At 71.0% G+C, this 14,244-nt stretch carries 13 protein-coding genes and 2 tRNA genes; 5 read left to right on the top strand and 10 right to left on the bottom strand.

Annotated features, from left to right (window positions below):
- Window positions 1-77 precede the first annotated feature (77 nt).
- Window positions 78-1,325: a cytochrome P450 gene (locus tag PINTE_RS16255; RefSeq protein WP_245643000.1), complete on the top strand. Its 1,248-nt coding sequence runs from the start codon at window positions 78-80 to the stop codon at window positions 1,323-1,325.
- Between the two features lie 640 nt (window positions 1,326-1,965).
- A complete protein-coding gene (locus tag PINTE_RS23340; RefSeq protein ID WP_245642999.1) occupies window positions 1,966-2,547 on the top strand; it encodes an HNH endonuclease signature motif containing protein in 582 nt (193 codons plus the stop codon).
- Window positions 2,548-2,589: 42 nt separating this feature from the next.
- On the opposite strand, the gene PINTE_RS16245 is transcribed toward PINTE_RS23340, so the two are convergent.
- Complete coding sequence (locus tag PINTE_RS16245) at window positions 2,590-3,585, bottom strand: MDR family oxidoreductase (RefSeq protein ID WP_068432875.1); 996 nt, start codon at window positions 3,583-3,585, stop codon at window positions 2,590-2,592.
- A gap of 156 nt (window positions 3,586-3,741) precedes the next feature.
- Window positions 3,742-4,038 carry a hypothetical protein gene (locus tag PINTE_RS16240; protein WP_068432873.1) on the bottom strand — a complete coding sequence of 99 codons (297 nt, stop codon included), beginning with the start codon at window positions 4,036-4,038 and terminating at the stop codon, window positions 3,742-3,744.
- A gap of 605 nt (window positions 4,039-4,643) precedes the next feature.
- Between PINTE_RS16240 and PINTE_RS16235 the strand changes: the two genes are divergently transcribed.
- From PINTE_RS16235 to PINTE_RS24805, 3 genes are all read left to right on the top strand, one after another.
- Window positions 4,644-5,765 carry an aldehyde dehydrogenase family protein gene (locus tag PINTE_RS16235; RefSeq protein ID WP_084343697.1) on the top strand — a complete coding sequence of 374 codons (1,122 nt, stop codon included), beginning with the start codon at window positions 4,644-4,646 and terminating at the stop codon, window positions 5,763-5,765.
- Window positions 5,766-5,814: 49 nt separating this feature from the next.
- Window positions 5,815-6,666, top strand: a complete 852-nt coding sequence (locus PINTE_RS16230) for a Cof-type HAD-IIB family hydrolase (protein ID WP_068432871.1) — start codon at window positions 5,815-5,817, stop codon at window positions 6,664-6,666.
- A 243-nt stretch (window positions 6,667-6,909) separates the two neighbouring features.
- On the top strand, window positions 6,910-7,032 hold the full coding sequence (locus tag PINTE_RS24805) for a hypothetical protein (RefSeq protein WP_281178922.1): 123 nt from the start codon (window positions 6,910-6,912) through the stop codon (window positions 7,030-7,032).
- A 438-nt stretch (window positions 7,033-7,470) separates the two neighbouring features.
- Here the strand turns inward: PINTE_RS24805 and PINTE_RS16225 are convergent, their stop codons facing one another.
- From PINTE_RS16225 to PINTE_RS16195, 8 genes are all read right to left on the bottom strand, one after another.
- On the bottom strand, window positions 7,471-9,741 hold the full coding sequence (locus PINTE_RS16225; RefSeq protein WP_157087307.1) for an alpha/beta hydrolase family protein: 2,271 nt from the start codon (window positions 9,739-9,741) through the stop codon (window positions 7,471-7,473).
- A 355-nt stretch (window positions 9,742-10,096) separates the two neighbouring features.
- A complete protein-coding gene (locus PINTE_RS16220) occupies window positions 10,097-10,876 on the bottom strand; it encodes an NAD(P)-binding domain-containing protein (protein ID WP_068432866.1) in 780 nt (259 codons plus the stop codon).
- A gap of 125 nt (window positions 10,877-11,001) precedes the next feature.
- Window positions 11,002-11,580, bottom strand: coding sequence for a Uma2 family endonuclease (locus PINTE_RS16215; protein ID WP_068432865.1), 579 nt, complete (start codon window positions 11,578-11,580; stop codon window positions 11,002-11,004).
- Window positions 11,581-12,010: 430 nt separating this feature from the next.
- A tRNA-Ala gene (locus PINTE_RS16210) sits at window positions 12,011-12,086 on the bottom strand.
- 67 nt (window positions 12,087-12,153) lie between these two features.
- Window positions 12,154-12,318: a DLW-39 family protein gene (locus PINTE_RS23335; RefSeq protein ID WP_169798553.1), complete on the bottom strand. Its 165-nt coding sequence runs from the start codon at window positions 12,316-12,318 to the stop codon at window positions 12,154-12,156.
- Window positions 12,319-12,437: 119 nt separating this feature from the next.
- Window positions 12,438-12,511 (bottom strand) — tRNA-Ile (locus tag PINTE_RS16205).
- A gap of 128 nt (window positions 12,512-12,639) precedes the next feature.
- The gene (locus PINTE_RS16200; RefSeq protein WP_068432863.1) at window positions 12,640-13,512 is read right to left on the bottom strand and encodes a hypothetical protein; all 873 of its coding nucleotides are present in this window, start codon (window positions 13,510-13,512) and stop codon (window positions 12,640-12,642) included.
- 290 nt (window positions 13,513-13,802) lie between these two features.
- Window positions 13,803-14,244 (bottom strand): DUF3566 domain-containing protein (locus tag PINTE_RS16195; RefSeq protein ID WP_068432882.1); only part of this gene is annotated, 442 nt, incomplete at its 5' end.

The raw sequence follows: 14,244 nt of genomic DNA, 5'->3' as shown, positions 1-14,244 counted from the left end.
GGTCAGAAAGAAACCTGTGTCCAACATCCTTGATACACCTCACGGCGGGGCGGCTGGGGCATGCATAGGGTGGCCGGGTGAGTAGCCGGCGACGCGCGGTCAAGTCCGGGGAGCGCGACACCCCGCGGGTGGAGCGGGTGGATGCGGGCGGGCGCGAGGGCGTGAGCACCGTGTGGCGGCTGCGGTCCCTGGCCGCCGGGCGTGACCTGCTGCGGGCCCGGCACGCGACGACCCAGGCGGGCTTCACGGCGGAGGCCATCCCGCGCGGTCGCCTCAAGCACCACCCGATCCTCGTCTCCGACGGTCCGCAGCACGACGACCAGCGCCGTAAGGTCGCGCGCTTCCTCGCGCCGAATGTCGTGCAGGAGCGGTACACGGCGAGCATGCAGGCCTGCGCGGACCGGCTGCTGGGCGAGGCGGTCACGGCGGGGCGCTGCCGGCTTGACGAGCTCGCGCTGCTGTACACGGTCGAGGTGACCGCGCAGGTCGTCGGGCTCACCGAGTCGTCGGTGCCGCGGATGGCGCGGCGCCTCGTGAGCTTCTTCAACCAGCCGCCGTTCGACATCACCCGCGCCGACCTGGGGCGCACGCCGCGGCAGTGGGCTCGGGCGGCGGTCAACGGGCTGCTGCCGATCGGGCGCTTCCACCTCGCCGACGTGCGCCCGGCGATCCGCGCCCGCCGCCGCAACCCGCGGCACGACATCATCAGCCACCTGATCGCCGAGGGCTACTCGACGCCGAGCATCCTCGTCGAGTGCGTCACCTACGGCACGGCCGGCATGGTGACCACCCGCGAGTTCATCACGATGGCGGCCTGGCACCTACTTCGCGACGAGCCGCTGCTGGAGCGCTACCTGGCCGCGGGCGAGGACGAGCGGCTGGCGATCCTGCACGAGATCATCCGCCTCGAGCCGGTCGTCGGACACCTGTATCGCCGTGCCCAGCAGGAGGTTTCGGTCGGTGACGGCGACGAGTCCTGGACCGTCGAGCCCGGCGACCTCGTCGACGTGTGCGTGGGGGCCGCCAACGCCGACCCGCGGGCCGTCGGCGAGCGCCCCCTCGAGCTGTGCCCGGGCCGCGAGCTGCCCGCGGGCGTCAATCCGGCCGTGCTGAGCTTCGGCGACGGTGAGCACAAGTGCCCCGGTCAGCCGCTGGCGATGCTGGAGTCCGACGTGCTGCTGCGGCGGCTGCTCGCGCTGCGCCCGCGGATCGCCCGTGAGCCCGAGCTCGGCTGGGACCACCTCATCGAGGGGTACTGGCTGCGGGGCCTGGAGTTGTCGTTCGACGAGCCGCGCTCAGGCGTCGCGGCGGCGGAAGGCCCCTAGCGAGGCCGCGAACAGCGTTCCGGCCGCGACCGTTGCGCAGGCGGTCGTCGCGCTCGGGGGCGCTGCGGGTCGCAAACATGGTGGGAGATTCGACCGGGTAGTCGCGGCAGATTTCCCACGCTGTTCGGGCTCCTGGGCGCCACGGCTGCGTACCCTTGAGGCCGCGCGCAAAGGAGGTAGCCGGGCTGTTGCCGTCGGTGGGGTCCGACGACCTGGCCGAGCTGGCGGCACTGACGGCCGGGGTGGCGGGTGCCGCGCAGGCCGCCGTCGTGTTGGAGGCCGACGCCCGCGGGGTCGTCAACGCCTCCGACCACCCGCGGGTGCACGCCTGGGTGGCGCAGTCCCAACGCGACGGCGACACCCCCGTCACCCCGGGCCTGTGCCGCGCGCTGGGCCGGGTCGCCCGCGTCACCGACGCTACGACCTCGCCCGCTGCGGGCGGTCGTCGCCGCCGGTCGGGTACCGGTCGAGGCCGCCGAACAGGTCGCCACCTCCTACGCCCGGCTGCAGAAATCCATCACGGTCGACTTCTGGGAGCTCATCATCAGCGGCCTCATCGGCTGGGTCGCCGACGGCCGACCGCCGCGACCTGCACGCCTTCGAAGAGCAGCTCAGCGGCCAGTACGCCACCGCCGCCGAGTTGGAAGATCGCGAAGACCGGCATCGCCGACGCGACTTCACGAGCTTCTTTCCCACCCGCGACGGCATGCGCGAAGCCCGGGTCGTCGTCACCATTCCACTACGTGACCTGCTCGCCGGCCTCGCCGACCTGCCGTCGCTCCCTGGCCTCGGGCAGCAGACCGACGGCCACGCCGGCTGCGGCAGCACCGGCTTCGGGCAGGCACTGACTCCCGCCCAGGTGCGACTCCTCGCGTGCGACGCCGAGATCATCCCCGCCACCCTCGGCAGCAACGGCGAGATCCTCGACATCGGTCGCCGAAAGCGGCTCGCAACACCAGGATTAATCACCTACCTTGCCGAACGAGACAAGGGCTGCAGCTTTCCCGGCTGCACCGCCCCGCCGGCGTTCTGCGACGCCCACCACCTCTTCCACTGGTTGCGCGGCGGCCGCACCGACGCCGCGAACATGGCCCTCTTGTGTCGAATGCATCACACAACGGTGCATCGCTTCGGCCTCGTCGGCACCCTCACGCCCGACGGCGTGCGATGGCACCGCCGCGACGGCACGCCCATCGGCAACCGCCCCCGCGCGACCGCCTGAACGCGTGAGGCACCTGGCGGTCGATGGGCGCGCCCGCCGGCCTCAGGTGGCCTGCACGTCGACGACGGTGCGGCCGGTGCCGCGGCCGGCGAGCACCTCGGCGGCCAGATCCTGGGCCTGCGCGAGCGGGATCGTCGTCGTCACCGAGTCGAGCAGCACCGGGTCGAGGTTGCGCCCCATCCGCTCCCACGCGGCCTCGCGCAGCGGGTACGGGGTGCGCACCGAGTCGATGCCGAGCAGCGAGACGCCGCGCAGGATGAACGGCAGCACGGTCGTCGGCAGCTCCGGACCGGCGGCCAGGCCGCACGCGGTCGCGACGCCGCCGTTGTCGAGCCCGGCGAGCGCGAATGCGAGGATCTGCCCGCCGACCGCGTCGACGACTCCCGCCCAGCGCTGCTTGCCCAGCGGCTTGCTCTTCGTGTCGAGCTCGGCGCGGTCGATGACCTGCGCCGCGCCCAGGCTCGTCAGCCGGTCACCGAGCGCCTCCGGGCGGCCCGTCGCCGCGACCGTCTCGTAGCCGGAGCTCGACAGCAGCGCGATGGCGACCGACCCGACTCCGCCGCCGGCGCCGGTGACGAGCACCGGGCCGCGCTCGGGGGTCAGCCCGGCCGTCTCCATCGCCAGGAGGCTGAGGGCCGCCGTGTACCCGGCCGTGCCGATGGCCGCCGCCTGCGCGGGCGTGAACTGCTCCGGCACCGCGACGAGCGCGTCGCCGTTGACGACCGCCCGCTCGGCGAGCCCGCCGTGCAGTTCCTCCCCGATGCCCGCGCCGTTGAGGACGACGACGTCACCTTCGTGCCAACGGCCGTTGCTGGAGGATTCGACCTCGCCGACGAGGTCGATGCCCGGCACCAGCGGGAAGCGGCGGATGACTCCGGGCTTGCCCTGCAGGGCGAGGGCGTCCTTGTAGTTGACGCTCGAGTACCGCACGCGCACGGTCGTGTCCAGGTCGTCGAGGATCTCGCTGTCGAGCTCCTCGAGGCTCGCCTGCCGTCCGTCGGACGTCTCCTTGACGATCCAGCCGGTGAATGTCGTCATCGATGTCGACCTCTCTCGTCTCCTACAACACGGACCCCCAGAGTTTCACCTTCTGCCCGGGAGTGCGACGCCGACCGAGAACCGGCGACCGATCGGGGCCGAACGCGCCGGAGCCGCCCCGGGTCGTCGGGGCGGCTCCGGCGGTGTGCTCAGAAGTCAGCCGGTCGGGGAGGCGGTGCGGGCCGCCTCCGTCGCGGTCGCGGTGGGCTTCGCCGTGGCGGTGCCTGTGCCGGAACTGGCGGGGCTGGAGGTCTTCGGGGCCGCCGTGATCTGGCCGGCCTGCGCGTTGAGCACGCACCGGTCGGCCTGCTCGACGACATTGGCCTTGATCTCGAAGTTCTCACTCTTGCCAGGCGCGACCTGCTTGAGGACTGCGATGCCGGAGCCGAGCGGGTCACCGGAGTTGTTCTTCAGCCAGATGACGATGATCGACAGGTGACCTGCCCGGTCCACTTCGGCGTCGTCATCGGATCGATGGTCACGCCGTTCGACGGCAGCGCCGCCACGAGGTTGATCGGCACGGCAACCATCACCGCGAACAGAAAAGCCCACAGGCGGTGTGCGACCAGGCTCCTGGTCGGTCGTGGCCCCCTGTCCCCCCGGGAGCGACCGACGATGCGGGTCAGGGACACTCCGCCCTAGGTCCGGAACGCGACGGCGACGCGTCGGCGGGACGTACGCGGGCAGGGGCGAGCAGCCGTGAGCGTGATGGCCTCTGCTCCACTGGCCCTCCCCAGGCGACGTCCCCACTACCGACAGCTGCGAACCCTGCAAGCCCTGGCGAATCCCCCGAACCGGTCGTTCCCCCCCACCGGCTCCTCGCTCAGAGTCACTCACCCGTCGGCTGAAAAGCGTGTGTCCTCAATGGGTTTGACCAAGTCTTGACGAAGTTGAGCACGCGCCCGCCTGGATGGATCGTTCGACAGCTATCGTCGGTTTGGTCCTCAGCTCGTCGAGTCGCGCCTGCCTGCCGGCGATCGTCATTGCGGCCAGGGCACCGACTCCCGGAGCAGCCGGCCACACGCTAGACAGGGCGCGCCTGGCCGAGTGTCAACTCGATGGGGAGAACGCCCGACTCGGCGACGATGCTCGACACCAACACGCTGAACATGATCCTGCGGGAGCCGCTCGGGGTCATCGGCCAGATCGTCCCGTGGAACTTCCCGTTCCTCATGGGCGCCTGGAAGCTCGCCCCCGCGCTCGTGGCCGGCAACACTGTCGTCTTCAAGCCCTCCAGCTCGACGTCGCTGTCGATCCTCGAGCTGGCCCGGCTCATCGACGAGGCGGGCATTCTGCCTCCCGGCGTGCTCAACGTCATCACCGGCAGCGGCAGCAAGTCGGGCTCCTACCTGCTCAAGGCCGACGTCGACAAGTTGGCGTTCACCGGCTCCACCGAGGTCGGCCGTTCGATCGCGCTCGCCGCGGCGGAGAAGATCATTCCCGCCACCCTCGAGTTCGGCGGCAAGAGCGCCAACGTGTTCTTCGACGACGCCGACCCCGAGGTCGCCGTCAACGGCGTGGAGATGGGCATCCTGTTCAACCAGGGCCAGGTGTGCTCGGCCGGGTCGCGGATCTTCATCCAGGAGAAGGTGCTCGACGACTTCATGAACCGGCTCACCGACTCCTTCAACGACGTCCGGGTCGGCGACCCGCTCGACCCACAGACGCAGATGGGCGCGCAGATCAACGAGACCCAGCTGAAGAAGATCCTCGGCTACGTCGAGATCGGCGCCGCCGAGGGCGCGAAGGTCGCCGTCGGCGGGCAGCGCTACACGGAGGGCGCGCTCGCGCAGGGCGCGTTCATGCAGCCCACGCTCATGGTCGGCAACAACGACATGCGCGTCGCGCAGGAGGAGATCTTCGGCCCGGTCGGCGTCGTCATCCCGTTCAAGGACGAAGACGAGGTCGTCGACATGGCCAACAACTCCCCGTACGGCCTCGGCGGCGGTGTCTTCAGCCGGAGCCTGGAGCGCGCCATCCGCGTCGCCACCCGCGTGCGCACCGGCCGCGTCTGGGTCAACCAGTACAACGCCTTCCCGGCCGGCGCGCCGTTCGGCGGCTACAAGGAGAGCGGCATCGGGCGCGAGACCCACAAGATGATCCTCGACACCTACCAGCAGACGAAGAACATCCTCGTCAACCTCTCCGGCGCGCCCGCGGGGCTTCCGTACGCGAAGTAGCGGCTGGCGCCGCGTTCGGGGCGCGTGGGGGCACGGGTAGAAATGACCCATGCCCCCACCACCCCGGCTCGTCGCCGTCGACATGGACGGCACCTTTCTGCGCAGCGACCGCGACTACGACCGCGAGCGCTTCGCCCGCGTGTACGCGGCGATGCGGCGGGCCGGCACCCGGCTCGTCATCGCCAGCGGCAACCAGTACGAGCAGCTCGCGGGCTACTTCCCGGGGCTGGCCGACGAGCTGGGATTCGTCGCCGACAACGGGGCGTACGTGCTCGACGGACCGCACGTGCTCGAGGTCGGGCGGCTGGGCGCCGACAACTGCGCCCGCATCGTCGCGGCCCTGGACGCGCACCCCGACATCGAGTTCGTCGCGTCGGGCTCCCAGGGTGCCTACGTGCTCGACACGACGAGCGAGGAGTTCTTCGAGAAGATCTCGTTCTACTTCCCGCGGATCGCCCGGGTGCCCGACCTGCGGCCGCACCTGGGCGAGCTGTTCAAGTTCTCCCTCGACGCGCCGACCACGTTCGATGAGGTCATGGCCACCCTGGCCCGTGACTTCGCAGGCGTCGTCGTGCCGGTCACCAGCGGGCACAAGAACATCGACCTCATCGCGCCCGGCGCGCACAAGGGCCGCGGCCTGGAGATGCTCATGCGGCGCTGGGGCCTGGACCCGTCGCAGTGCGCCGCTTTCGGCGACGGCGGCAACGACGTCGAGATGCTGCAGCTGTGCGCCCACTCCTACGCGATGGCCGGCTCCCCGGCGCCGGTGCGGGCCGCCGCTCGCCACGAGGCGGGGTCGAACGACGATTCGGGGGTGCTGCGCGTGCTCGAGCAGTGGTTCGGGGGCGCGGCCGCTGGTCCCGGCTGCCCGCAAGCCACGCCGACCCCTTCTCCCGCCTAAGAACACTCCGCGTTCGCTGCGGATCGTGCGGGCCGGCCACTCGGAGCTGCCTGGGCCGCTGGCCCGGATCACCCATCGAGGGCAGAGACGAAAACGGCATACACACTCGGATCCGCGCGCTTGCCGCGAACTTCTGACCTGCACTGATGCGTTGGCGATGCGGCCCGGGTGAGGAGTATGTATGTCGTCTTCGTCTCGGCCCGGCGAGGCGGGTGACGACGCGCCGCATGTCATGCTCGGTGAATGTCGCAGCAGGCGCGCAACGATCAGCTGGTGGCGGTGCGCTGGTACGTCAGCAGCGTGGTGCTCATGCTCGTGTGCGTCGTGATCGTGCTGCTGCGCGGCCGGAAGCCACCGGCTCCCTGATCATCGACGCCCTAGGTCGGGGTGCCTTCATTACGGGTGGCCCGACCCTCGCGCGCATCAACATCAACCGGATTCCGAGCTCCGGGGGCGACCTCGATCGCCGTGACGTTCTCGAATGTCTCGCCGGTTCAGCCGTCTTCGCGATCGGGTTCATCCCCGCGCTATTCGGCCCGGATCCGCAGCCGATCCCCGCGCCAGACAGCGTGGGGCTCGAGTGGCGCGTTGTCGCCTGGGTCGCCTGCATCGGGCTCTTCACCGGAGTCACCCTGCTCCTGCGCTGGATGTTCCGGAGGCAAGTCCGTCGATGACCCCACCCACACCCCCACCACCCCCACCCCCACGCCCAACGACCGTGAGAACTGCGCTCCGCGGTGAGAACTGCTGTCCGTGTCGCAGTTCCCACCGTGACCCGCAGTTCTCACGGTCGTCGGGGCGGCCTCATGCCAGGCCGACGGCGCCCTCGACGGGCGTGATGTCGTCGGGGTCGTCGAGGCCGAACACCGCGCGGTAGAACCACAGCTCGGATTCCAGCGCCCGCACGATGTTCTCGGCGCGGCGAAAGCCGTGGCCCTCGCCCTCGAAGAGCTGGTAGGCGTGCGGCACGCCCTTCGCGGCGAGGGCGGCCACGATCATCTCGGCCTGGTTCGGCGGCACGACCTCGTCCTCGCTGCCCTGCTGCACGAGCAGCGGCGCGTCGAAGCCGTCGACGTGGTTGATCGGGGAGCGCTGCGCGTACACGTCCGCGGCCTGCGGGTACGGGCCGACGAGCCCGTCGAGGTAGCGGCTCTCGAACTTGTGGGTCTCGGCGGCCAGGGCCGCGAGATCGGCGACGCCGTACAGCGAACAGCCCGCCGCGAAGACGTCGTGGAAGCACAGCGCGGCCAGGGTCGTGAACCCTCCGGCGGAGCCGCCGCGGATGACGAGCCGGCGCGGGTCGGCCGCGCCGCGGGCGCCGAGGTGGGCGGCGGCGGCCACCGCGTCCTGCACATCTACGACGCCCCAGGTGCCCTGGAGCAGGTCGCGGTAGGCGCGGCCGTAGCCCGTGGAGCCGCCGTAGTCGACGTCGACCACCGCGAAACCCCTTGTCGTCCAGTACTGCACGGCCAGCGAGAGCCGGTTGCGCGCCGCCGACGTCGGGCCGCCGTGGATCATGACGACCAGCGGCGCCGCCTCACCCACGGGCACCTCGACCTCCGGATTCCGCGGGGCGTAGTACAGCGCGTGCCCGACCCGGCCGTCGGCCGAATCGAACGTCACGTGCTCGGCGGCCGAAAACCACTCCGGCCCCACCGGAGCCGGGTCGGGATCCCGCAGCCGCTCGATCCCGGGCCCGTCGAGGCCCACCCGGTAGGGCGCCGGAGCCTGAGTCGGCGTGGCGGCGACGAGCAGTAGGCCGTCGCCGTGCGCGACGAGCTGGCTGATCTCGGTGAACGGTGTGTCGAGCGTGGTCATCGCGCCGTCGCGGTCGACGACGGCCAGGCGCTGGGCGCCCTCGCTCGTGACGACGACCGCGACGCGGCCGTCCGGCAGCTGCGCCCACCAGCGCAGGCCGCCGACCCACATGGGTCCGGCCATCTCGGCGTCGACGCCGTCAGGGGTGGGTCGACCGTCGCGGGAGGTGACCAGCGGGCGGGCGTCCCCGTCGGCCCTGACCAGCCACAGGTTCCACCAGTTCGTGCGGTCGCTCGCCGCGAGCACCGCGCCATCGGCGCCATGCCAGCCGTCACCGCCGTCGCGGCCGTCACCGCGGTGCCCACTGTCCCTCTCGGCATCCCCGGCACCCACTGCCCCCTCGCGGCCTCCATGGACGAACCCGGGCTGCACCACCGACTCGCGCTCGGACCCCAGGACGACGCGAACGTCGACCAGCTCGGGCGCACCGTGGGCGTCGCGGCCGACGCGGGCGCGGACCGCCTCGGTGCCGTCCCAGGGCATCCGCGGGTGCTCCCACTGCAGGAAGACGACCTGGTCACCGCGGACCGCCGGGGAGTGGATGAAGTCGGGGCCGCTGTACAGCACCCGCACGCGGTCGGGGTTCGTGGCGGCGCTGCCGTCGGTGGGCACCGCGACGAGCTCGGTGACCGCCTCGCCGTGCTCGGCCATCACGGCGGGAGTGTGGGTTTCGCGCACGCACAGCAGCCAGTCGTCGTCGAGCCAGACCGGCTCGGTGTAGCGCCACTCGCGCGGCACGGGCGGCGCGGGGGTCAAGGGGGTCGGCGGGGCCGACGAGGCCGGCCGCGACGACTCCGACTGCGAGTCGGCCGGAGCAGGCGACCCGGTCAGAGCGGGCGAGTCGGCCGGAACGGGTGAGCCGGCCACCCCGGCAGCCGCCCCAGCCGGGGCGGGCGGGTTCGGCGGGGTCGGCTCAGGCGGCTGCGACGGCGCCGCGTCGAGGGCGACGGCGTGGAGACGCTGGTCGTCCCAGTGCGCGAACACGACCCGGCCGACGCGCACGCCCCAGGCGCCACCGCCATACTCGCTGAACGCGGTTCGCGCGTTCCAGTCGGTGCCGGTCCCGAGTGGCTCAAAGAGTTCACGGGTGCCGTCGACCGAGTGCCGCACGAGCACGGTGCGGCCCGCCTCGGACGGCCGGGACTCGCTCCACCACACGTCGTCGCCGTCGCTGCGGATCTCGCCGACGGCGCTCGCGCCCTCCACCAGCGAGGCCGCCGTGATCGGCGACGGCCAAGCCCCATATGGCGTCGTCATATCGCTCCTCTCGATCGTCCCCGGTGAGGCACACCGGCTCTCGCCGCCGGGTGCCCGGGGGACTTCACCTTTCGGACTATCACCACCCGGTGGCTCCCCGGAACCCCAACCCGCTGAACAGGGCTTTCGCGAAATCGAGCGGGGCCGGCCATGAGCGGTGATAGTCCGAAGGGTGTCCACAGGCTGTGGATAAGTGGCTCAGCGCTTGATACGGGCGCCAAGCATGACCCCGCTGCGGGCGCGAAACGTGATCCCGATGCGGGCGACACGTTCGGCAACGACGGTGCGGCGGCTACACCGCCTGCACACGGCCGCAGCCGGTGCGCGCCGCGGCTCACCGGTGCGAGCCGGGACGTCACGACGCGTCCGTACCGGTGACCCGTCGCAGCACCTCGTCGAGGGCGGCCTCGAGCTCGGCGCGGTTGGGATCGAACCAGGTGCGCCGCACCTGCTCGTTGAGTCCGGCGGGGGTTTCGTGGTCGCCGACGAGGTCGCTCAGCGTGGTGTCGTGGTCGTCGAGGGCGGTCCCGACGCCGTGGAACAGCCCGCGCACGAACTGGTCGGCCTCGGGGGCGTCGAGCCCGTGCCGACCCAGCCAGCCGGCGATGACGTCGAGGTAGGCGAGGTAGCTGGACACGGTGGCGGTGACCGCGGAGAACGCGGCGAAGACGTCCTCGCTCTCGACGACGACGGGCTCGCCGAGGGAGGTGAACAGCTCCTCGACGACGGGATCGGCGGGGTAGATGGCGGTGACGCCGCGGCGTTCGCTGACGGCGGGCATCGGGATCGTGCGCACGAGCCGCGGCTGCTCGGGCAGGTGCTCGCGCAACGCCGCCAGGGTCCACCCGGCGACGGCACTGACGACGAGCCGGTCGCCCGGCACCGTCAACGCGTCGAGCACGGCGGCGACGTCGTCGGGCCGCACGGTGATGAGCAGCACGTCGCTGGCGTCGACGACACCCTGGTTGTCCGGTGCGACCGTGACGTTGGGGTGCCGCTGAGCCAGGTCCGCGCTGACGGCGGCCCCGCGCGGCGAGAGCACGACGTCGGGCGCGCCGTCACCCGACAGCCCGTCGACGATGGCCTGCGCGATGGCACCGACTCCGATGACGCCCAGCCGCCTTGAGCTCCCCATGCAATTCCCCTCCGGCCGATCGGTGGTCTCGCCACCCTAACCAGCGGCCTCAGAGCCCCACCCGGCGCAGCCTGTCAGCTCGACCAGGGTCTGCGGCGACCTCGCGCAGGAGGCAGTCCGCATCTTTACAGGGCGTCGGCTATGTCCGGACTGGTCACCGTCATGGTGGTGCCGCCGATCGTGAACGTGACGGCGCCGCCGTCGCCGCCGGGATCGGGGTACGTCGCCGGAGCGCCGCCAGGTCCGCTCAACAACCAGACCAGGGGGACAGGCCCGCGGACATCGACGATGAGGTAGTGCTCGATGCCCGCCGCAGCGTACTCGCGGCGCTTGTCGATCCAATCGGTGGCCGTCGAGGCGGGCGAGACCACTTCCACGACGAGCACGACTCCCAACACATCACCCCGAGACGGTGCGCACGCGGCGCGCTCGCGCACGACCAGGTCGGGGACGCGGATCGTGTCGGGGCCACCGTCCGCGGCGGGAAGGTGCAGGCCGGCGTGCGGAGCGTACTGATACCGGCGCCCGAAGGTCGCGATCAACAGATGGGTGAGCCATCCGATCGCCGCGGTGTTCTCGAAATCCTCGAAAGGGGTCATGACCGGGATGCCCGCGACGAGCTCGTACGTCGGCTCACGGTCGGCGTAGGTGTCCCAGAACTCGTTCGCATCGATGAGGCGAGGCGGCACTGCGGAGATCGTCATGGCTACTCCTTCCCGTTCCTCGATGGTGCCTTCTTCGACGCCGGAACGGTAGCGCTCGTCGACACAGCACCGCTTTGCCCGCGGAGACACTGTGGATAACGTAGCCAGCGCCTCCGGCTAGCGCGCCCCCCCAGACGTGGCCAAGGCACCCGGGCATCGACGTCTTCACGCGGCACTCGGGGCGTTCGGCCAACCCGGTGATGAGGCCCAACATGTCCTTCGAGTCGAATCCGCTCATCTGCAGGATCCGTCCTTGAAGGCCTGCGAAATCCGTCTCAGACCACCCGCAAGATCCGTCCTAGACTGCCTACACCATTCGGTGTTGACCGGAGCCGGCTCCAACTGCCGTTGCCCCAGACCGGCTCAGAAGAGCCGCTGTCCAGGTCTTCAGCAGTCTCCGATTCGGTCTCCCGAAGTTGGCGAAACATTCTGGTGGAGCCAGGGGGACTCGAACCCCCAACCCCCTGCTTGCAAAGCAGGTGCGCTACCAATTGCGCCATGGCCCCGGGTGCCGACCGGAGTCGGCGGGCGGGCTGACCGTGCCGGCCGGCCCGACGTTCAGTGTGCCGCAGCCTAGCCCTGGCCGGGAGTCGGACGCGGGTCGGGCTCCGGCGAGGCGGCGGGCGCCTCGTCGGTGAGCTGGGCCCACAGGTCGGCTTCGGCGCGCTGGGCGTTGATCCGCTGGCCGACGACGACGGCCCCGGCCGCGGCCGCAGCCAGCAGGAGGATGCGCTTCATGTTCGCTCCCTTCGGTCCAGGGCCACGCCGGTCGGCGCGTGCCCGGCGAAAGCAACGGGGCGGCTCCGTGGAGAACCGCCCCGACTCTGTCGACCGGCCGACTGTCGCCGGCCTCCGGGTGGGCCTAACAGGACTTGAACCTGTGGCCTCTTCCTTATCAGGGAAGCGCTCTAACCGTCTGAGCTATAGGCCCGGATACCCGCCGATTCGTGCTTGGTCACGCTCGGCGCGCGGTCACCAACGTTACCGCACGCCACGTCGGCGGACGAAATCGCCCCCGCCCCCGTCAACCGTCCGGCGGCAGGCAGTCGGGGCGCCGCCTCAGCCTCCCAGGGCCTCGGGGTTGTTGAGCGGGACGATGCCGTGATACGCGCTCAACGCGGCCAGCACCACGGTGACCGTCAGCACGACGACGAGCATGATGATCCCCGCGCGATCTGGCGCCGCGCGCACCGGCCGGCCCCCGCTGATGGGGCCGGACCCGGCCATGACGTTGACCCGGGTGCTGATGGCCAGCACCAACGCCCCCAGAGACAGGTACAGGCACGCCTCGGCCCATTCCTGGTAGCGCACCACCGGGCTCACCGGCGCCACGACCACCGCCGCCCAGTAGACGACCATCGTCGCGGAGCCGACCATCGTGTACGTCGGCGCCGACACCGTCTCCCAGAACCTGCCGCGCAGCCGCGGCCGCGGCGCCCGGGTGAACCAGGCCAGCGCCAGTCCCGCGACCGCCAGCAGGAACGACACGAGCTTGAACGCCTGCTGCACCGGCAGCCCGGCCACCTGGACGTTGTGGATGTTCGTCTCGGCCTGCATGTTCATCGCGGCGAGCTCGGCGGGGGTGCCCCACGCGAAAGCCCGCTGACCCCAGGAGATCTCCTCGCCGGCCAGGCCGAACGCCCCGAGCGCCAGCACGAGGAGCAAGCCCGTCAGCAGCCACGAGCGCCCCCGCACCCGCGCCGCCGTGATCGCCGCGAGGCCCGCGACGAACAGCAGGCAGGCGAACTGCATCCACTCAACCGGCATGTCCTCGCGCAGCACGAAGTAGTACGCGGGCCGGTGCACCAGGTAGATCAGACCGAGCACCACCGTGCCGACGATCGGCGTGAGCGCCACGACGTCGGCCACCCAGGTCGGCAGGTTGTCACGACGAGCCTCGGCGTGCCAGAACGCGCGGAGCCGGTGCGGCACCGACCCGGTCGGCGCACTCGGCGTAGCCGACGCGGCCGGCGCCGTCGGTGTGCTGCTGGTGGCCGACGAGACGCCGGAACGAGTACGAGTCAGAAGAGACATGAGGGCCTCACCAAGGCCTGCCGTTCCCCTGCGACAGCCCCGGATCAGGACGAGCGACCAGATATGGGGGCTCTCACGTTAACGGAGGTTGAACGCCAAGCGCCAGTTGGCTGAATCCGCGGTGACGAGGGCCGGGACACGACCGAGCCCCGGCGAGGTTCCCCGCCGGGGCTCAGGCGCGCGTGCTGTCAGTCGTCGGTGAGCGTGACCTGCATGCCTCCGACGAGCGCCGCGCAGATGTTGTAGATGAACGCGGTGATCGTGGCGATCGCCGTCATGAGAATGACGTCGACGACACCGAAGACGATCGACAGCGACAGCACCCGGCCGAAACCGAGCATGTCGATGACGCTGAACCGGTCTTCCGGCTGCGCGGAGGCCTGCAGTTCGTTGAACGTGTCGTTGATCGTCGCGAACACGCCCATCGAGTTGAGCATCAGCCACAGCGCCGCGACGACGACCACCCCGGCGATGCCGAGCGCCACCGACAGCAGAAAGCTGATCTTCATCACCGAGAACGGATCGATCCGGGAGACGGTGAGCTTGGCCTTGCGCGGCTCGCCGTCACCCGGGGCCGCGGTCGGGCTCATCCGCCCGGTGGGCCGCCCCGCCGGTCGCGGGCGACCGGCA

This window comes from Piscicoccus intestinalis NBRC 104926, assembly GCF_001515525.1.
Classification (GTDB): Bacteria; Actinomycetota; Actinomycetes; order Actinomycetales; family Dermatophilaceae; genus Kineosphaera; species Kineosphaera intestinalis.
Note: the sequence above shows the minus strand (reverse complement) of the source record. Positions and strands in the feature narration are given on the sequence as shown.